Annotated in this window: 13 protein-coding genes; 10 read left to right on the top strand and 3 right to left on the bottom strand. The window is 42.3% G+C overall.

Annotation, left to right across the window (positions count from 1 at the left end):
- Positions 1 to 27: 27 nt before the first annotated feature.
- Together BPOF4_RS17185 and BPOF4_RS21290 are read left to right on the top strand one after the other, a co-directional pair.
- Positions 28 to 1,944, top strand: coding sequence for an S-layer homology domain-containing protein (locus BPOF4_RS17185; RefSeq protein ID WP_012960498.1), 1,917 nt, complete (start codon positions 28 to 30; stop codon positions 1,942 to 1,944).
- 66 nt (positions 1,945 to 2,010) lie between these two features.
- Positions 2,011 to 3,726 carry an N-acetylmuramoyl-L-alanine amidase gene (locus tag BPOF4_RS21290; RefSeq protein ID WP_012960497.1) on the top strand — a complete coding sequence of 572 codons (1,716 nt, stop codon included), beginning with the start codon at positions 2,011 to 2,013 and terminating at the stop codon, positions 3,724 to 3,726.
- A gap of 342 nt (positions 3,727 to 4,068) precedes the next feature.
- Here the strand turns inward: BPOF4_RS21290 and BPOF4_RS17175 are convergent, their stop codons facing one another.
- Both BPOF4_RS17175 and secA2 read right to left on the bottom strand, forming a co-directional pair.
- Complete coding sequence (locus tag BPOF4_RS17175; RefSeq protein ID WP_012960496.1) at positions 4,069 to 4,977, bottom strand: accessory Sec system S-layer assembly protein; 909 nt, start codon at positions 4,975 to 4,977, stop codon at positions 4,069 to 4,071.
- A gap of 6 nt (positions 4,978 to 4,983) precedes the next feature.
- On the bottom strand, positions 4,984 to 7,350 hold the full coding sequence (gene secA2, locus BPOF4_RS17170) for an accessory Sec system translocase SecA2 (protein WP_012960495.1): 2,367 nt from the start codon (positions 7,348 to 7,350) through the stop codon (positions 4,984 to 4,986).
- A 239-nt stretch (positions 7,351 to 7,589) separates the two neighbouring features.
- Here secA2 and BPOF4_RS17165 point away from each other — a divergent pair, with 239 nt between their 5' ends.
- From BPOF4_RS17165 to BPOF4_RS17145, 5 genes are all read left to right on the top strand, one after another.
- On the top strand, positions 7,590 to 8,327 hold the full coding sequence (locus tag BPOF4_RS17165; RefSeq protein ID WP_012960494.1) for a WecB/TagA/CpsF family glycosyltransferase: 738 nt from the start codon (positions 7,590 to 7,592) through the stop codon (positions 8,325 to 8,327).
- Positions 8,324 to 9,886 carry a putative polysaccharide biosynthesis protein gene (locus BPOF4_RS17160; RefSeq protein WP_012960493.1) on the top strand — a complete coding sequence of 521 codons (1,563 nt, stop codon included), beginning with the start codon at positions 8,324 to 8,326 and terminating at the stop codon, positions 9,884 to 9,886. Before BPOF4_RS17165 ends, BPOF4_RS17160 begins: the two co-directional genes overlap by 4 nt.
- Before the next feature lie 21 nt (positions 9,887 to 9,907).
- A complete protein-coding gene (locus BPOF4_RS17155) occupies positions 9,908 to 11,872 on the top strand; it encodes a DUF5693 family protein (RefSeq protein WP_012960492.1) in 1,965 nt (654 codons plus the stop codon).
- Entirely contained in the window at positions 11,869 to 12,927 is a 1,059-nt protein-coding gene (csaB, locus tag BPOF4_RS17150) for a polysaccharide pyruvyl transferase CsaB (protein WP_012960491.1), read from the top strand. The genes BPOF4_RS17155 and csaB overlap by 4 nt, the downstream gene beginning before the upstream one ends.
- Before the next feature lie 269 nt (positions 12,928 to 13,196).
- Positions 13,197 to 14,261: a glycosyltransferase family 4 protein gene (locus tag BPOF4_RS17145; protein WP_012960490.1), complete on the top strand. Its 1,065-nt coding sequence runs from the start codon at positions 13,197 to 13,199 to the stop codon at positions 14,259 to 14,261.
- Between the two features lie 229 nt (positions 14,262 to 14,490).
- On the opposite strand, the gene BPOF4_RS17140 is transcribed toward BPOF4_RS17145, so the two are convergent.
- On the bottom strand, positions 14,491 to 15,510 hold the full coding sequence (locus BPOF4_RS17140) for an LCP family protein (RefSeq protein WP_012960489.1): 1,020 nt from the start codon (positions 15,508 to 15,510) through the stop codon (positions 14,491 to 14,493).
- Positions 15,511 to 15,892: 382 nt separating this feature from the next.
- On the opposite strand from BPOF4_RS17140, the gene BPOF4_RS17135 reads away from it, so the two are divergent.
- The 3 genes from BPOF4_RS17135 to BPOF4_RS17125 are packed head-to-tail and all read left to right on the top strand — an operon-like array spanning position 15,893 to position 19,564.
- Positions 15,893 to 16,885 (top strand): ABC transporter ATP-binding protein, encoded by a 993-nt coding sequence (locus tag BPOF4_RS17135; RefSeq protein ID WP_012960488.1) that lies wholly within the window; start codon positions 15,893 to 15,895, stop codon positions 16,883 to 16,885.
- Positions 16,878 to 17,846: an ABC transporter ATP-binding protein gene (locus tag BPOF4_RS17130; protein ID WP_012960487.1), complete on the top strand. Its 969-nt coding sequence runs from the start codon at positions 16,878 to 16,880 to the stop codon at positions 17,844 to 17,846. The genes BPOF4_RS17135 and BPOF4_RS17130 overlap by 8 nt, the downstream gene beginning before the upstream one ends.
- 53 nt (positions 17,847 to 17,899) lie before the next feature.
- The gene (locus tag BPOF4_RS17125) at positions 17,900 to 19,564 is read left to right on the top strand and encodes an ABC transporter substrate-binding protein (protein WP_012960486.1); all 1,665 of its coding nucleotides are present in this window, start codon (positions 17,900 to 17,902) and stop codon (positions 19,562 to 19,564) included.
- Positions 19,565 to 19,617: the final 53 nt, after the last annotated feature.

The raw sequence follows: 19,617 nt of genomic DNA, 5'->3' as shown, positions 1-19,617 counted from the left end.
TAGACAGGTCGAGGGGAGAAAATAGATATGAAGAAGTGTATACAACTGATGCTTGTCACCGTGTTATTTTTTTCTTCGTTTTTAATATATGCTCCAAATAAAATGGTGGCTCAAGTGCAGGATGATTTAACAGGCCATTCATTGGAAGCGGAAATGAGAGAAGCGGTGAACAGAGGTATCTTAAAAGGCTACGGGCCAGGTAGATTTGGACCAGATGATAGAGTGAACCGTGCTCAATTTGCAACATTTGTAGCAAGAGCATTGTCTCTTCCAAATGGTGTTTCAAACTTTGAGGATGTTCCCCAAAGTCACCCTCTTGCTCAAGGGATAGGAAGAACAGCTGCGAGTGGAATTGTTGCGGGTTACCCAAATGGTTCGTTTTATCCTGAACGTAACATAACAAGGGAACAAATGGCTGCGATGATTAGTCGTGCTTTAGAATATGAGGGCATGTCTTTGACACCTGCGGCTTTAACTTTTACAGATGTTGAGCAGATTCATCCTAATTTTAGAGAGGCGGTAGCGAATAACACCTATTTAGGAATTATTCACGGGATCCCAACCAGTAATCAAAGGCTGCGTTTTGGTCCTAAAGATGATGCTACCCGTGCACATGCTGCTGCGTTTATTGTACGTATGCTTCAAGTCTTAGAGTCTGGTGATAGTCTAAATGATTTATATAAAACAGGTACGATTGTAAACGGACAAGTGAGATTAGATACACAAGCTTATCTGACGTATCAACAAGCAGCAAATACTGGTAAAGATCTTATTTACCAAGGGCAGAACCTTATGAAGATGAAGAACGGGTTAGTGGTTGCAAATCCGCCTGCAGGTCAAGAAATTGTAAGGATTATGAATGCTGCTAAGACAAGCCAGCTGACCTATGTTGTTAAAGGGACAGAGCTTCAATATATTAATGCAGATGAAAATTGGGTGCACGTCCGCTATGCTGACGGAGAAGGGTATATTCGCCAATCTGAAGCTTGGCTGCTTCCAACTGAACTTCAAAAAGGCCGCGCTCAATATACGGTAACGAACGGAGTCCTGCATTACAGAGGGTTTGACCACCTAAAAGGAGAATATGAATGGGCACGGCCCTATTCAGATGCTCCTTCCTTTATGCAAAATGGACAAGTCTATTACAGTCTAAACGGATATGATTTCTTCAACGTGTCAGGCCAAAAAGTTGGCACTGCGTATCAATACTTTAACTTCCTGCCGCTTCGCACGAAGACTAATTATACAGCAGAAGATTTGAACCGCTACATCGCATCTGTTAACCAAACAATTAACGGTAAAAATGTAGCAACAGACAGCCCGCTTTTAAATCTTGGACATGTGTTTATTGAGGCACAGGAGAAATACGGAATTAATGCTCTCTATTTATTTGGAAAAGCGATTCATGAAAGCAGCTATGGACTAAGTGTGATAGCAGAGCAGCGTAAAAATCTATTCGGTTACGGAGCCTATGATAGTGATCCGCTCGGAAATGCGAAGCCGTTTAATAGTTTCGAAGAATCCATTCATCATGTCGCAAACTCAATGAACAACCGCTACTTAACTCCAGGCGGGGATCAGTACCGCGGTGCGGTGCTTGGTTTGAAAGGGCATGGTATGAATGTTAATTATGCCTCAGATCCGCTTTGGGGTCAGAAAATTGCTAGTCATATGTATCGTGCAGATAACTTTTTAGGCAAGAAAGATTATGGCTACTATACAATTGCGAAAACAACGACAGCTGGACTATACGTTCGCTCTGATGCGTCAACTAGTTCAGCCGCGCAATTCCAGTTCCCAAAAGCAGGTCATTATGTTGCTTACGTACCTGGCAGAAATCAAGCGGGTGCAACCTGGTATCAGATTTTCTCTGATCATAAAGATCACCAGTATGGCTACGTACACGGAAGTTATCTTGAACCAATCAACATTATGAAGCGTTAAATAAAATAGAGGGGTAGCAGTGTGTTACCTCTCTTTTTTAAAATTATTTAGGGGGTATATATTCCTATGACTAAACGCAGTATAGTCTTTTTACTTATGTTTATTCTCGTTTCTGTATTCAGCCCTCTTGAAACAGTTGATGCTTCATCAAAAGAGGGAGTTGTAACAGCTACCTCATTGCATGTGAGAGCTGAACCATCTTCTCAAGCCAACTCTATCGGCTCACTAAAAGTAAATGACAAAGTAGTGATTCTAAGATCTGTTCCATCATGGTATGAGATTACATATGGAAATCAAAAAGGTTATGTTCATCAAGATTACATAAGAGTGTCATCTACCCAACAGCCTGCCAACGGTGATATTAAAATATTTGTGAATGGTGAGAGGCTGGATCTGGATATCTCACAGGTACCAATGATTGATAATCGAGTGTTGCTGCCTTTTAGAGCGATAGGAGAAGCATTAGATATAGATGTCAAATGGCGTCATCAAGAAAGACAAGTATGGGCATCAGATCGAGGCACAGAAGTATTATTTACTTTAGATAATACGAATACGATTGTAAATAACCGTTCGGTGACTGTTTCACCAGCACCTCATTTATTTGAACAACGTACAGTTATACCTCTTCGTTTCTTTTCAGAAACCTTTGGAGCGGATGTAAACTGGAATCAGCAAGCTCGTGAAGTAAGAATTACAAGAGAAACACAAAGTGCAGGTTCAACTGGTGTGTATAGCGGGACTGTTGCACGAGCTGATACATTAAATGTGCGCTCGGGACCTGATACTAGTCATGCTTCCTTAGGGCGTTTAACAAGCGGACAAACAGTAGAAGTACATAGCTTTGATGACCGTTGGGCTAAAATCACTTTTAATGGCAGAGATGCCTATGTTCATTCCTATTATTTAGATCTGTATCAAAATGGTGTCCAAAAGCGTCTGTTAGGCCAACCTAAAGTAACGAAAGTCGGGGATGTGACTACTCTTTCATGGGCGAAAATTGGTGGTGTCGTCAATACATCGCATCAACAAAACGGAACGCTGCGAACGATTACAACCAATGCTGCTGAGATGCCGATCGTAGCATCATCTGTTAATGGAATGAGTCAAGTATCGGCTGTTAATCAATCAGCAGGAAAAGGGATGTCGTTCAGGGTAGCAGATGGATACCAGGCCTCCATATCTCATACAACAGCAGAGTTAATTATAAACGTTAGTCCCGTTCGTCAAGGCGGTTCTTTATCAGGGAAGAAGATTGTGATCGATCCTGGCCATGGCGGAAGTGACCCTGGGGCAGTCGGGAACGGATTGCAGGAAAAGGAGATTGCTCTAGATGTGGCTCAGCGTGCAGAGAAGCTCTTGCTGGCTGCTGGTGCTCATGTGATTATGACGAGAGACACGGATGTGTACCCGACTTTATCTGACCGCGTGAAAGTAGCCAATGATGCGAATGCGGATTTGTTTATTAGCATCCATGCCAATGCTGCCACCGCAACTTCTGCCAATGGGACAGAAACGTATTGGGATGCAACCTATGCCTCAGCCGGAAGCGAGAAGCTTGCTCACGCGATTCATGGCCATCTCATTGATAAATTAGGTACGCGCGACCGAGGAGTTAAGACAGCCGGCTTCCAAGTCATAAGACAAGCAAGAATGCCAAGCGTATTGCTCGAGCTCGCGTTTATTTCTAACTCGCAAGATGCAGCTAAGCTGAAGACGGATTCGTTCCGTCAACGATCTGCTGAAGCGATTTTAGAAGGTGTTGTGGATTATTATAAGTAAGGATGTGAACCGCCGATGGGAGTCGGCGGTTTTTTGGTGCTGTGGCGTGAGGCGTGGTGTGCCGGCGCGTGAGGTCAATCGGGGAGTGAAGTCAACCGGCGCAATTATAGCTAGAATGGACGCATAAGCAGCAGCGAGCGACGCAATATCAGGTTGAACCGACGCATAAAAGCCGGAGTGACGCAATTAACAGGTGAACGAACGCAATAAAGTGAGAGAGCCGCTCAATTAGCTCTGAGACAGGCGCATAAGTGAGCTGAATCGGCCCAATCATCTGAGGCCGCCTAGCATGTCACCTTGGCCTAACACAAAAACTCCCCGCTACGGCGGGGAGTTTCTTCATTATTTTTGGTTTGGTGGGTAAGCTTTCCACTTACTTAGGTCTGGTGTATCCTTTTTGACCATTGATTTAGGGAAAATGAATGTCCATGGCTTACTAGTATTAGCGCTCACTTTAAAGTCCTCTAACTTAAATCCGCCGGTCGCAACAACTTCACCTGTTGCATCCTCAACATTTAAAGGAATCTGCTCAAGGTTGATCGTTTTTTCACTTCCGTTGCGGACAAGCATAGTAATATGCAAGTCACCTGTTTCTTGTTTCTTTGCTTGAAGTCCCATGAAATTAACCTCACCTTTTTTAGGAGGCTCTAGGTTTTCAACCATTTCTTCTAGCTTCTGTTTGCTTTCTTTCGCTAGAGATTTTTTCCATGAGTCTGCTAGCTCTAGTGAATGCTTTCGTGCTGATGGATTAAGTTGGAACGCAAGCTTCCAGCCAGAAGCCGGTAGATCTGTAGTAAATAAATCCTTAGTTGTGAAGAAAAAATGCCAAGGGCGGCTGCTTCTTGCAGGGATTTCTCCTACTTCACTTAAATCAAACGCCTTACGTCCTAATACTTGATCCTTTTCATCTAGAAGAACAAGGGTTACTTCTTGCAGCTGGATCGCTTTGTCAAGACTGCTTCTAATAAAAGCAGAAGCGCGGAATTGATCTTCTTCCACTTGCATTAAGCTTATTCCAGATAGAGATAATTGATTAGGCTTTAAATCTTCAAGCTCCATGTTAAGGAATTGAAACGCATATTGATCTTCTTTTGCTACATTCCAGGCTGGGTGAATCGATAAAGCGGTTGAGATTGATTCATCCGCTGATTCTTCGCTTGTTTCATTTAATAATTCTTCAGTTGAAACAGCACTTTCTTTTCCTTCTAGTTTTGGCTTGTTGTCTTTATTTTTGTTGAAAAATGGTAGCATGCTAGATTAGTCCTCCTTGGTGGTTACACTTAAATAACGAGTAGTCATTTTTGAGTACTGGATGCTTGAATTACGCTGTAAGGTCTTGTACATCATGGTGAAAAGCTCGAATCCTTCACGTGTGTAGATGCGCATCGGATCTTCTTGACCGTAGCTGCGCAGACCAATTCCTTCTTTTAAGCGGTTCATTTCTTCAAGATGCTGCGTCCAATGTATGTCTAGGTTAGATAGTAAAATTCGATCGATTTGGATACGGATTTTTTCCTGCTCATGCAGCGGTTCAACGTCACCTATAAATTGCTCGTATGTCGCAGTGATATATGCTTGTACTTCCTTTTTCTCATCAGGGCGTTGAGTAAATCCTTTAAACGTAGGCAGGATTAATTGAATGCGCTGAGTTAGTTCCTCAAGATTCCATTCTTCAGGAAGAAGCTCGTCTGCACAATAATGATCCACGTAGTCTTTCCACGTCGTATCAATCATTTCGCGTACCGTGTCAAAGTTATTCTCTGACTCCAGCAGTTTATTACGAAGCTTGTAAATAACTTCCCGCTGTTCATTAATAATGTCATCAAGCTTTAATGTGTACTCACGAGCTGAGTAGTTATGGTCCTCAGACATCTTCTGAATTTTATCAACTAATTTGTTTATGTTTTCATTTTGGACTAGTCCGTTGTCGTCCGTTTTTATCTCTTCTTTAAATGCTTCAATCATTTCTCCGCCAAAGCGCAATAAAAGTTCGTCTTCAATGGAGATGATGAATTGAGATTCGCCTGGATCACCTTGTCGTCCGGAGCGTCCTCTTAATTGGTTATCGATTCGCTTGCTTTCATGGCGCTCGGTACCGATTACATACAGTCCACCGAGCTCATGGACACCCTGGCCCAGCATAATATCTGTCCCGCGGCCTGCCATGTTTGTTGCAATCGTCACTTGATTTTTTTGACCGGCAAGAGAGATCAACTGGACTTCTTTTTCCACACTCTTCGCGTTAAGAAGTTCATAAGGAATCTTTTTGTCATCAAGGTAGCTCGCCATTGTTTCTGATTGAATGATTGATGTTGTACCAATTAAGACAGGCTGTCCTGTTTTATGGCGTTCTTCCACTTCTGCTGCAACTGCCTTATACTTATCTTCGCTCGTTGCAAATACAAGATCATTACGGTCTTCACGGATGCGCGGCTTATTGGTTGGTACTTGAATAACATCCATGCCGTATACCATTCTAAATTCACGTTCTTCCGTTTTAGCTGTACCTGTCATCCCGCAAAGGTTAGGGTACATACGGAAGTAGTTTTGAATCGTGATCGAAGCTTGAGTTTTGTTTTCTTCAGTAATTTCAAGGCCTTCTTTGGCTTCAAGAGCTTGATGCAGACCATCGCTGAATGTTCTGCCTTCCATAATACGGCCTGTGAACATATCAACGAGCTGAATTTCGCCCTCTTTTACAATGTAGTCTACATCTAGCTTAAACATCACCCGTGCACGTAAGGCTTGTATCATAAAGTGATAAAGCGTGTGGTGCTCAAGGTCATATAGATTATCGACTCCAAAAGCACGTTCAATCTTTGTGATACCGTTATCGGTTAAGCTTGCGGCTTTAAGAAGAGGGTCGTACATATAGTCATCATTTTCTTTGAAGCTGCGTGCCACTTTTGCACAAATATGATAAAGGTTAGGACTTACTTGCGTTTTCGCAGCAATGATAAGCGGAGTCTTTGCTTCATCAATTAAAACCGAATCAATCTCATCAATTATGGCGAAATGATAAGGGCGCTGTACACGCTGGCTTGTTGCATAGACCATGTTCCCTCTTAAATAGTCGAATCCAAACTCATTTCCGACACCATATGTAATATCAGCGTCATAAGCTAGTTTCTTCTCTTCTGGTGAGATCATTGGAACGTTTAACCCAACTTTTAAGCCAAGGAACTCATGAACCGGTCCGATAATTTCACGGTCACGACTTGCAAGGTATTCATTTACAGTGATAACATGGACACCTTTTCCTTCAAGGGCACGTAAGTAACTTGGAAGAGAGGCAACAAGTGTTTTTCCTTCTCCTGTTGGCATTTCTGAGATATTTCCTTCACTTAATGCCAAGCCTCCGATTAATTGTGAATCATAATGGCGCAGCCCAAGGACGCGCTTTGAGGCTTCACGGACCACAGCGAAAGCTTCTGCTTTTAATTCATTAATAGAGGTACCGTTTTGTATTTGTTCCTTAAATAGGGAAGTTTTTTGACGTAATTCTTCATCTGACAGCTTTTCCATATGTGGCTCGAGTTCATTGATCTTCGCTACCACTTTTTCATATGACTTTATTTTTCGCTGCTGAGAGTCACCAATCAGCTTTTTAATTGAGCGTAACATAACGTTCTCTCCTTAATTTGTCATCATTTCCTAGTATAACATGATGCGCCGATTGTTTAATAGAGTAGAAGATAATAGAAGTATGTAGAAATATAAGGAAATTATTTTGGGGGATTTGGTGAAATCATGAATGATTTGAAAAGGTAATTCCATCCTTTGTTGTTTTTTGATATGATTTGCTAGGAGTATTATGTAGTAACATCTATGTTCCATAAAAATACAGAAGTTGGTGATTGACTTTGTCAGAACGATTTGTTGAAGTTCTTGGCGTTCCTTTTATTAACACGACTAAAGATCAATTTGTGGCTCGCCTCGGTGAGCATCTTAATAAGGAAGATAAAACATTTGTCGTAACAGCTAATCCTGAAATTGTGCTTCATGCATATGAAGATAAGACGTACAGAGAGTATCTTGATCGTGCGACCTATATAACAGCAGACGGAATCGGTGTAGTGAAAGCAGCCGGTATGCTAGGTCATCCGCTTCCAGAGCGAGTGACGGGGTTTGATACATTTATGGACCTGCTCGCACTTGCAAATGAGAAGTCATATTCAATCTATTTATTAGGGGCAAAGGATGAAGTTCTGCAAAAGACAATTGCAGAAATAAATCGTCAGTTCCCGAATGTAGTTATTGCAGGTTCTCATCATGGATTCTTTGATTGGTCAGAGACGACGATTGAAGATGAAATAAAAGAAAAGAAGCCGGATATGGTTTTTCTTGCATTAGGATTTCCGCGTCAGGAAAAATGGATTGCAGAGCGGATGGACCAATTTGATAAGGGGCTTTTCATGGGGATTGGCGGAAGCTTTGATGTGCTGGCAGGTGAGGTACAGCGAGCTCCTGAGTTTTGGCAGAAGGTTCATCTTGAATGGTTTTACCGCCTCGTAAAGCAGCCTTCTAGATGGAAGAGGATGCTTGCGCTGCCTATCTTTGCAGGCAAAGTGCTGCGTGAGAAGAGAAGGGCGAAAAAATGAGTAAATCGAGCTTGTTAAAAGGGGCAATCCTGCTTACGATTGCTACCTTTTTATCGAAACTATTAGGAAGCGTGTTTCGGATTCCTCTGCAAAACATTGCAGGGGATGAAGTGCTTGGTATTTTCAGTGTTGTCTACCCTGTGTATATGTCGATTTTAATTATCACAGTAGCTGGGATTCCACTTGCGATCTCGAAGCTGATTTCTGAAGCGAGAGCGAAGGGCCGAGATAACGATGTGTATTTCATCTACCGGACGGCAACGATTTTAGGAATGGTATTCGGCGTGATCAGTTTTATCTTAATGTTTGTGCTGGCCGAATGGATCGCAGGCTTCCTAGGCGGATCGTTGATGACGTATTCGATCCTAGCCGTGTCAGTGACGCTGATCTTTGCGCCGTATATGGCTGTCTACCGCGGTTTTTTCCAAGGGTATGAGGATATGGTGCCTACTGCGGTTTCTCAAGTGTTAGAGCAGTTTGTGCGTGTGTTTATCATTATTGTGGCCGCTTATTACTTAACGGTTCAAGCATTTGCCCCCGAGGTTGTGTCGGCAGGTGTCATGATTGGATCCGTTGTCGGGGTCCTTGCCTCACTCGTTTATTTAAAAGTGATATTTGCAAGACGCAAGCCTATTAAAACCGCGACCAAAATGAACAAGGGAACATTCTCACATTGGGCTAAACGGATTTTGATCGTGGCCTTGCCGATTTGTTTCGGTGCGTTAACGATGGCGCTGTTAAATGTCGTTGATTCGCTAACGATTCCTAGGCAGTTAAGTGCTCTAGGAAATACCGAATCAGAAGTCGCTCATATTTACGGAACAACTTTTGGACGTGGACAAGCGTTGGTGCAGATGGCTGTCGTATTTGCGAGCGCCCTGATTTTACCATTGATCCCTGCGATTACAAAAGCGCTTGCGACAAATGATAAAGATAGAGCTTCTATGATTGTTGATCGAGGAAATACGATTACTCATTTAACGGCTTGGCCTGCAGCGATGGGCCTTGCTGCGCTGACTGTCCCGATTAACTATGCGTTATTTGGAGATGTGCTCGGCAGTGATGTTATTTTCATTTTATCCGTAAGTGCATTATTCACTTCATTCTCTGTCTTAACAACGGGGATGCTGCAAGGGGCTAACCGCGAATTTGCCGCTGCAATTATTGTACTTATGTGTTCTGCTGTTAAATTTGTTCTAAATATTATTTTAGTTGCCCAGTACGGAATGATCGGGGCCGCGATTTCAACATTAATCGTGTATGTGGCGATCACCATTTTAAATGTGTACATCTTATACCGTACATTGCCATTCCCCGTTGTACGCCGGTCGCATGCGTTATATGCCTTAGCGAGTGTCGTCATGGGGGCAGTGCTGTTATTTGCAGTCGATTATTTACAGGTGGAGCTATGGACTCGTTTGAACGCGATGCTGTTTGTGGCAGCCGGGGTAGTTATAGGTGCCATCATATATGTTGTTATTTTAATTGGAACGAAAGCAATTGACGATGAGATCGCATCATCGCTCCCGCTTCTTTCTAAACTGAATAGACGTAAATAAGGAAAAGGAAGGGTGTTACCGTTGGTTAAGAAAATAGCGTGGGCGCTGATTGTGATTGCGTTGCTCGTATCAACACCATCAATTATTGATCGAGTGAACGTTGAAGAGAGCAATAAAAGTTATGAGATTACGATGGCCTATGATCAATACGAGCAGTGGCCGTTAATGCTTGATGAAATGATGACGGAAGAAGAAATACTTGAACAGTTAAGAGATAGTGGGCTGTCCTCGATGAGCTTTGAGCCTCTTACGATTTGGGACTTAGTATTAGAGGGAGAATTTGAGAGGAAATCACGCCCTGAAATTATCCATGACCACCCAGAGGCGAAGGATGAGCTTTCTGAATATAACGGGCAGTATATTCGAATTTTAGATGATGAGAGCCCTTATATTGACCTCATCAAAGAGGCTTACAATAATCATTATGAACTAATGTATGAGGATGAAATTTTTCTCACGCAATATGAAGTGGAAGAGTTTGAGTATGGTGAAGATCGAATTCTTTTTCTTCCTTATGAAGTAAGTTTAGCGGCAATGCCTATTACGTTTGATTTTGAAGCAATTGATTTAGTTTACGATGCAGGAATGGAGATCATCCCAAGATTACCTAACAGGTTTCCAACGATTCAGCATGAAAATCATTTTATTTATGACCAGTTAGAAAGGTTAGCAGTTGATTATCAAGCAGATAAAATATTGTTTTCTGGAAATGATGTTGTAGGTTTCAATGAACCAGAACAAATAAGAACCTTTACAGATGCTCTTAATGAGTATGGTTATAACATTGTAAAGATTGATTTTAATGATCAGCGCGGCATGGGATCCCTTCTTCGCGTTGGGAATAAAGAAGAAGATGTTGTGCGTTTGTTCAGCATGGAGCTGGGTAAAGGAAATGAACCAAAATATCAAGAAGAGCTGGATAAAGGAATTCGTGGCTATAAAGAACGTAATATTCGAATGCTTTTTGTTAATCCATTAGCACGTCCTGGCGGTACTTTACAAACATATCACCACCCGGGAGAAGCACAGCAAGGCTTCCATTACACAACAGAGATGCTAAATGAACTTCAAAGTCAATTAGGGGAAGATAGAAATACCGGGGCTGAGACATACGGATCTTTGTCTCAATCTACTATTGTTACGTTGATTGTTTCACTTGGAGCAGCTGCTCTGATTGCATTGACGGCATACAGAATATATCCTGTCCTTATTTGGCCTGCAGGAATTGGAGGGCTTGCTTTAACAGCAGCAGGGATATTGTTTAATATAGACCTAGCATTAAAGGGTCTTGCACTTCTGACAGCTATTTCGGCAGCTGTTTATGCCGGACTTCATTTTAGGGGAATAAAGAACTGGAAGCACCTGATTATAACGTATGCTATTTCTGCCGGTATCGCTTTAGTTGGGGCTTGGCTGGTTGTTGGAATGCTTTACGGTACTGAATTTCTCCTTAAAGTAGACGAATTCAGAGGTGTAAAAGTATTATCTATAGCACCTGCAGCTATTGTAGGGGTTGTGTTGTTTATAACATTTATTAGACAGACACTTAATGAGCCTGTACGATATTGGCATTTAATGGTCATGGCTATAGTGGGCGCGATTTTAGCTTTCTACGTTACACGTACAGGGAACGCTGCAACAGCTCTTCCATATGAGCTTGAATTCAGGCAGTGGCTTGAAAATCTTCTTTACGTCAGACCGAGAACAACGGAATTCTTAATCGGGTTCCCGATATTTATTTTAGGCTTGTACATGATGATGGTGAAAAATAAGCTTGCGCCGATCTTTATAACAATTGGAATGCTTGGTTTCGCTTCAATTGTAGGGACATTCACGCATCTGCACACACCTCTGTTAGTATCTGGTCTGCGCAGTGTGTACGGATTGTTATTTGGCCTTGGATTTGGCTTATTCTATATCTTCATATTCCGTGTGATAACAAATTATGTGTACCCTCAGGTTGAAAAGAGGTGGATGAATAGATGAGACTAGTGTTATCTGGTTATTATGGCTTTGATAATGTGGGGGATGAGGCAATTCTATTCTCGATTATCTCAGCGCTTCGCGAGCAACAGCCTGACATCAAACTAACCGTGCTGTCTAACCAGCCTGAGAAAACCGCAGAAACGTACCAAGTGGATGCGGTGGACCGCTGGAAGCTTAAAGACGTCTCCGCAGCCATAAAACGCGCAGACGGAGTGATCAGTGGGGGAGGGAGCCTCCTTCAAGATAAAACTGGGAATCGGAGCGTGGTTTATTACTCAGGAATTATGTGGCTTGCAAAGCTGCACAAAAAGCCATTCTTTGTGTATGCGCAAGGAATTGGGCCCGTTTCAAAAGGGTTTAATCAAAAGATTGTTAAAAGCACTGTGTCAAAGAGTTCGCTCCTCACTGTCCGAGATCACGAGTCAGAAGAGCTGCTTAAGCAGTTTGGTGTCACAAAAGAAATTAAGCTTGTGCCAGATCCGGTGCTTGGCATCACGCGTCCTAATGGTAGTGAACAAGCGAAAGGTGAGATCAAGCGGATCGCTGTGTCGGTGCGTGATTGGCCAAGTGACTACTCGTTTAAAGAAGAGATTGCAAAAGCCCTTGATCAAGTGGCAGACCGCGGATATAATATCCGTTTCATCCCCATGCATGGTGAACATGATCACAACGCCTCAAAGGATGTGTTAGATCTGATGAGGCATGAGGCAGAGATTATGCCGCATGACGGGGAGATCCAAGAGAAAATTCAATGGATTGAGGATTGTGATCTTCTAGTTGGAATGAGGCTTCATGCATTGATCTTTGCTGCAGTGGTAGATACGCCGTTTGTTGCGTTGTCATATGATCCTAAAATTGATTCATTTGCCTCACTTTGCAAGCAGCCTGTAGCGGCTCATGTTAATGAAAAATGGGAAGCAATGGAGCTAGTTGCTGTTATGAATGAGCAGCTCGAAGATTTACGTTCAGCCTTAGAAAAAATGAAGCAATATACAGACCACGCAAAAGAAGAAGCGCGCCATACAGCTAAATTAGTGGTTGATTCCATTAGGTAAAGGGTATATAAAGGACCAAGACGAATTGATGTCTTGGTTTTTTTGATTAGAACTTGATAAATACAAATGTTTCATCTCATTTGTTTGTGAAATTATGTAACGAAAACTGTTTTGTTTCAAAAGCGCTTCTCTTGATTAGGACAATGTGCTATAATCCGTTAGGTAGTAGATTAGGAGTATTATAGTTTTTGTCAAAACAGAATATATAAGGCAGAAGTATGAAATAAAAACATGATATTTGGAGAACGTATAAACAAGGAGGTTCAACCATGATCGCTTGGACATTATTGATATGTTTTATCGTCGCGGTTTTAATTACACCGGTCGTAAAACAATTTGCGATTAAGATTGGCGCTACAGATCAACCGAATCATCGTAAAGTCCATCAGAAAGTGATGGCCAGGTTAGGTGGTTTGGCAATATATATTGGATTTCTTATTGGTTTTATCATCTTACAACCGGCTAGTCCTTACATGATACCGATTCTAATCGGAAGCTTTATTATCATTTTAACCGGATTTTTAGATGATATGATTGAGCTGTCCGCTAAATGGAAATTGTTTGGCCAGTTATTAGCAGCAGGTGTCGTTATATTTTACGGAGTTCGCTTAGATTTTATTAACTTGCCTTTCGGCGGGGAATTGCACTTAGGATGGTTAGCGATACCAATTACGCTTTTATGGATTATCGGGATCACGAATGCGATTAACTTAATTGATGGCTTAGACGGTCTAGCAGCTGGTGTTTCATCAATTGTTTTAATTACCATTTCAGGTCTTGCGATTTTAGACGGCAATATATTTGTCGCATCTCTTGGGGTAATCTTATTAGGAAGTACGCTCGGATTTTTAGTTCATAACTTTAATCCGGCAAAAATCTTTATGGGTGATACAGGGGCCTTATTCTTAGGATATATGATTGCTGTTATTTCATTATTAGGATTTAAAAATGTTACGGCATTCTCATTAGTGATTCCTGTCATTATCTTAGCTGTTCCAATTTCAGATACACTGTTTGCGATCGTACGTCGTGTGGTGCAGAAGAAACCATTATCAGCACCAGATAAATCGCACTTACACCACTGCTTGCTGCGCATCGGTTTATCTCATAAACAAACTGTATTAGTTATTTATGCGATGACAGCATTCTTTGGTTTAGCAGCCGTTGTTCTTACGATGTCAACGCTATGGATCTCATTACTAGTTATTACTATCAGCTTGGTCGTTATTGAGCTGATTGCAGAGCGTGTCGGCTTAGTAAGTGATGAGTACCGTCCAGTGATGAATTTAGTTCGTCGCATTCAGAACAAAAATAGTGCAAGACGAATTTCATAAGAATGAATACAGCCTGAGTGATCGTGATGATTACTCAGGCTTTTTTGCGGCATATAGCGAGAGTTCCATTTATTTGATGCGTTTGCTAAAATAAAAGCTGTTTTCGCTGGATTATTTGCTGCTTTGCTAAGAAAAATGACGACTCTGCTAAAATTTCCTAATAATTTGCTCGAAACAACCTCAAAAAAAGGTTCATCGCACCAGATTGGTGGATGAACCTTCGCTTGTATTATTCTGTTTCTTCATCTTCGTTTGTATCAAATGAATCATAATCACGCTCTTCTGGTTCAACTAAACCTAAGTGAACACGGAAGATTGCTGATAACTCATCAATGGAGTCTTGTCTCGGTTCGAAGTAATACCCGCCATTAATTCGGCGATCGTCTCCTTCAATATGGATCGAATCCATATTGTTCAGCTCACTTGCATACGAGTGAAGAGCGACAATGTTTCCAAAGCTTAAGTTTGTTGAGATATGATCTTCAATGCTCTGCAATACTTCATTGTAGCTTGAGATGGAAGAGAAAGATGCCCCTTTACGAATAACGGCTTTAATGACTTCTTGCTGACGTTCGCCGCGGCCGAAGTCTCCACGTGGATCACTTTTTCTCATACGCGAGAAAGCAAGTGCTTCTTCACCGTCTAACAATTGTGTGCCTTCTTCTAATGTAATGGCACCGTGCGTGTCATTACTGTCCATTTCTGTAAATGTGAATGGAACCTCAACTTCTACGCCGCCTAATGCATCAACAATTTCAACAAAGGCAACGAAGTTTAATGTTACATAATAATCAACTGGGATATCAAATAAATTTTCAACCGTATCGATCGTTGTATCGAGTCCCCCGTACGCATGGGCGTGATTAATTTTGTCACGGTTTTTACGGCCAGGTATGTCCACAAGTGAATCACGAGGTATATTTAACAATTTGATGGATGCTAGTTCTTTATTGAAGGTAGCAAGAAGCATTGCATCTGTGCGTCCCTCTAAATTTCCTTCACGGTCATCTAATCCTAAAAATAAAATCGATATATTATCTTTACTTGGATTTACAGGTTCAGTTCGAAGCTCTGATTTCTCCCCGCGTTCTAGCTCTACTTCAGATGATGTCGTTGCATTTGCTAATTGAAAAGCAAAATAGGTAACGGCTGCTCCAGCTAGTAAGAAGGAGAAAAGACCTATAAATACAAAGATCTTTACTGTTCGTTTCCAACGACTTTTACGTCGTCTCACTCTCGATTGCGCCATGGCAATACCTCACTTTAAATAATTTGTCCATATCTATCATATCATAGCGAATAATCGCTAGGGCGTAAAGAAAAAATTGTACGAAAGTATTCATATTAAATGAATAAATTATGGCAGTGAGTTTATTTGTATGCGTGTGAAACACATAGCATATAGATATTTTGTCGTAAATGAGCGAACGAATTTAGCCTAATTTAGAAAAAAAGTACTTGATTGTATTCAGAATATTATATATTTTAGAATATATCAGTAAAATTCTGAAAATTAACAAATCTATTATTCTTGTATGTGTTTTTGGTGTGTACATAATGTTATCGATAAATATCTTTCTACGATAAAGTCAAATGACATTTCTATAGGGATGTGTGAAGGAGGCATTTAAATGTCTGAAGTTGTTCTTGAGCTTAAAAATGTGCGGACGCATTTTTTTACAGACAATGGTGAGATTCCGGCTGTGGATGATGTGAGCATGAAAATACATAAAGGAGAAGTAGTCGGCATAGTTGGAGAGTCAGGCTGCGGGAAAAGTGTCACATCTTTATCAGTGATGAACCTTGTGCCGAATCCTCCAGGTAAAATTGTTGGCGGAGAAATTCTGTTTAAAGAAGAGAATCTCGCAGCCGTTTCAAAACGGCGGATGAAAAAAATTCGCGGCAATGAGATCGCGATGATTTTCCAAGAACCGATGACATCATTAAATCCTCTCTTTACAATCGGCAATCAATTGATGGAGGCGATCCGCAACCATCAAAAGCTGTCTAAAAAAGAAGCGAAAAGAAAAGCGGTCGATATGCTGAAGCTTGTTGGGATTCCACGTGCGGATGAAATTGTGGATGAGTATCCGCATCAATTATCTGGTGGAATGCGTCAGCGTGTCATGATTGCGATGGCGATGAGCTGTGATCCGGAAGTACTGATTGCGGATGAACCGACAACCGCCCTCGATGTAACGATCCAAGCGCAGATTCTTGATTTGATGAGGAAGTTAAATAAGGAGCAAGGGACAGCGATTATGATGATCACTCATGATCTCGGTGTGGTTGCGGAAATCTGTGACCGAGTGATTGTGATGTATGCAGGCAAAGTGGTGGAGGAAGGGACGGTTCGTGCAATTCTAAAAGAGCCGAAGCATCCTTATACAAAAGGATTGATTAAATCCCTGCCAAAGATTCATGAGAAAGAGCAGCGGCTGTATTCGATTCCAGGGAGTGTACCAAAGCCTGGGAGCATCAGGCAAGGCTGTCGTTTTGCAGCTCGTTGTGAATCGGCGTTTGGCCGCTGTATCACAGAAGATCCTGAGCTCTTAACGAATTCTGCCGGGCATCAGGTGCGGTGCTTCCTTTATGACACAGAAGGGAGCGAGAACGTTGGCTAAACCACTTTTAGAAGTAAACGGATTGAAAAAATATTTTGATGTGCACGGAGGCTTCCTAAGCAAAAAAGTAGGCGAGGTCAAAGCAGTTGATGATGTCAGTTTCACCGTCTATGAAGGCGAAATCTTAGGGATTGTTGGCGAGTCTGGCTGCGGCAAATCGACTACTGGTAAATCGATTTTACGATTGATTGAGCCGACAGAAGGTGAAGTGAAATTTGAAGGTCGGGATGTCACAAAGCTCTCGGATGAAGAGATGAGAAAGCTCAGACGAGACATGCAGATTATTTTCCAAGATCCGTATGCATCGCTTAATCCACGTCATAACATTGAGCGGATTATCAGCGAGCCGCTTCTTGTGCACGGGATTGGGACAAAGGAAGAGCGGCGTAAAAAAGTTGCCGAACTTCTTGAGGTGGTCGGACTCAGTTCGTATCACGCGAATCGTTACCCTCATCAATTCAGCGGAGGGCAGCGGCAGCGAATTGGGATAGCTAGAGCGCTTGCGGTGAACCCGAAGCTTGTCATATGTGATGAGCCGGTATCAGCGCTCGATGTTTCGGTGCAGTCGCAAATTCTTAATTTGATGGAAGATTTGAAGGATGAGTTTAAGTTAACGTATGTGTTTATTGCTCATGACCTTAGTGTCGTTAAGCATATAAGTGACCGCGTCGGGGTGATGTATCTTGGCCGGATGGTTGAGCTTGCTGGGAAGGATGCGCTTTATGAGGAGCCGAAGCATCCTTATACAAAAGCCCTGCTCTCAGCCGTACCTGTGCCAGACCCTGATGCGAAGGCGGACCGGATGATTTTAGAAGGCGATGTACCAAGCCCATCGAATCCGCCAAGCGGCTGCACGTTTCACACGCGGTGTCCGGAATGCATGGACATTTGCAAAACCGAACGCCCTGCCTTGCAGGATGTAGGAGATGATCATTTTGTAGCCTGCCACCTTTATAACTAGCAGCGCTGCATGAATGATAGAGAAAACAAAGAAGAGACAGGGGGAAATGATGCATGAAACATCGATTGTCGTTTTTGATGGTGCTCTTGCTTGCGTTCGTATTATTCCTTGCTGCATGCAGCAGTGATGATACGTCGGCACCAGAGTCTAGTGATGGTGAGGCAGAAGAGGAAGTAGAAGGCACAGAGGGTGAGTCCACAGGAGATCAAACATTAGTATTTGCCCGTGGTGGAGATTCTGTCAGCTTAGATTATGCAAGTGTAACAGATGGTGAATCGTCTCGTGTCACAAAGAATATTTATGAGACATTGATCGAGTTTGACCGCGATTCATTTGAAATCGGTCCAGGTCTTGCTCATGATTGGGAAGTAGATGATTCTGGTCTGCGTTTTGTGTTCCACCTTGAAGAGGGTGTGAAATTTCATGATGGAACAGACTTTAATGCAGAAGCTGTAAAAGTGAACTTCGAGCGCTGGGCTGACCCAGAGCATAAGTATGCATTCCTTGATGAAGGCTACACATACAGCGTGTATGGCACGCAGTTTGGCGGCTATAAAGGTGACGAGGGTCACGTGATTGAAGAAATCAACGTGCTTGGTGATTATGAAATTGAGTTTGTATTAAATCAACCGTTAGGGTCATTCCTGCAAAACATGGGGATGAGCTACTTTGCGATTACGTCTCCTCAAGCATTTGAAGAGCATGGAAGTGCAATCAATGAAAACCCTGTAGGAACAGGTCCATTTAAATTTGTCAGCTGGTCTCGTGATGACTCAATTATTTTAGAGAAAAACGAAGACTACTGGAAAGAAGGACTGCCGAAGCTTGACCGCGTTATCTTCCAGGTGATTCCTGATAACTCGGCTCGTCTGACAGCGTTACGTTCTGGCCAAATTGATATTATGGATGGGTTAAACCCTGATGATGTGGCTCAAATTGAGGGCGATGACAGCCTGCAAGTGTTTGAGCGTACAACAAATAATATTGGATACTTAGGCTTCCATGTCGATAAAGAGCCGTTTAACGATCCTGTGGTTCGTCGTGCCTTTAACCATGCGATTGATAAAGAAGGGTTAATTGCGATTCTTTACGGCGGTCTAGCAGAAACAGCGAAAAACACAATCCCGCCAGGATACCTTGGCTATAATGATGCCATTGATGAGTACAGCTATGATCCTGAGCTTGCAAAAGAACTTTTAGCTGAAGCTGGAATTGAAGATGGCTTCACATTTGATCTATGGACAATGCCTGTTGCTCGTCCTTACATGCCAGATCCGCAGCGTGCAGCAGAAGCAATCCAAGCAAACTTAGCTGATGTCGGCATTACGGCAAACATCGTGACAAAAGAGTGGGCAACATATCTTGAAGAAACAGAGCAAGGTAAACATGACGTGTTCATGCTTGGCTGGTCTGGTGTAAATGGTGACCCGGATTATTTCTTCTCAAACCTATTACACGGTGATGCGATCCCTGGTGGTAACCGTTCATTCTACAGCAATGAAGAAGTGAATGAGCTGCTTGTTCAGGCAAAAACAGAAGTGGACTTTGATGTGCGTGCTGAGCTTTACGAGCAAGTACAAGAGCTGATTCATGAAGATGCTCCAATGGTTCCGCTTGTTCACTCAATCCCGACACTAGCGGGTAGCTCGAACGTGAAGAACTATGTACCACACCCATCTACAAGTGAAACATTAGATGAAGTTGAACTAGAGAACTAAGCAAAAGGTGGGGAGTAGAGACGTCTCTACTCCTCCTTTTTTAGGATTAAATA

The sequence above is a fragment of the Alkalihalophilus pseudofirmus OF4 genome (assembly GCF_000005825.2).
GTDB lineage: Bacteria > Bacillota > Bacilli > Bacillales > Bacillaceae_D > Alkalihalophilus > Alkalihalophilus pseudofirmus.
This window is presented reverse-complemented; position numbering and strand designations above follow the sequence as displayed.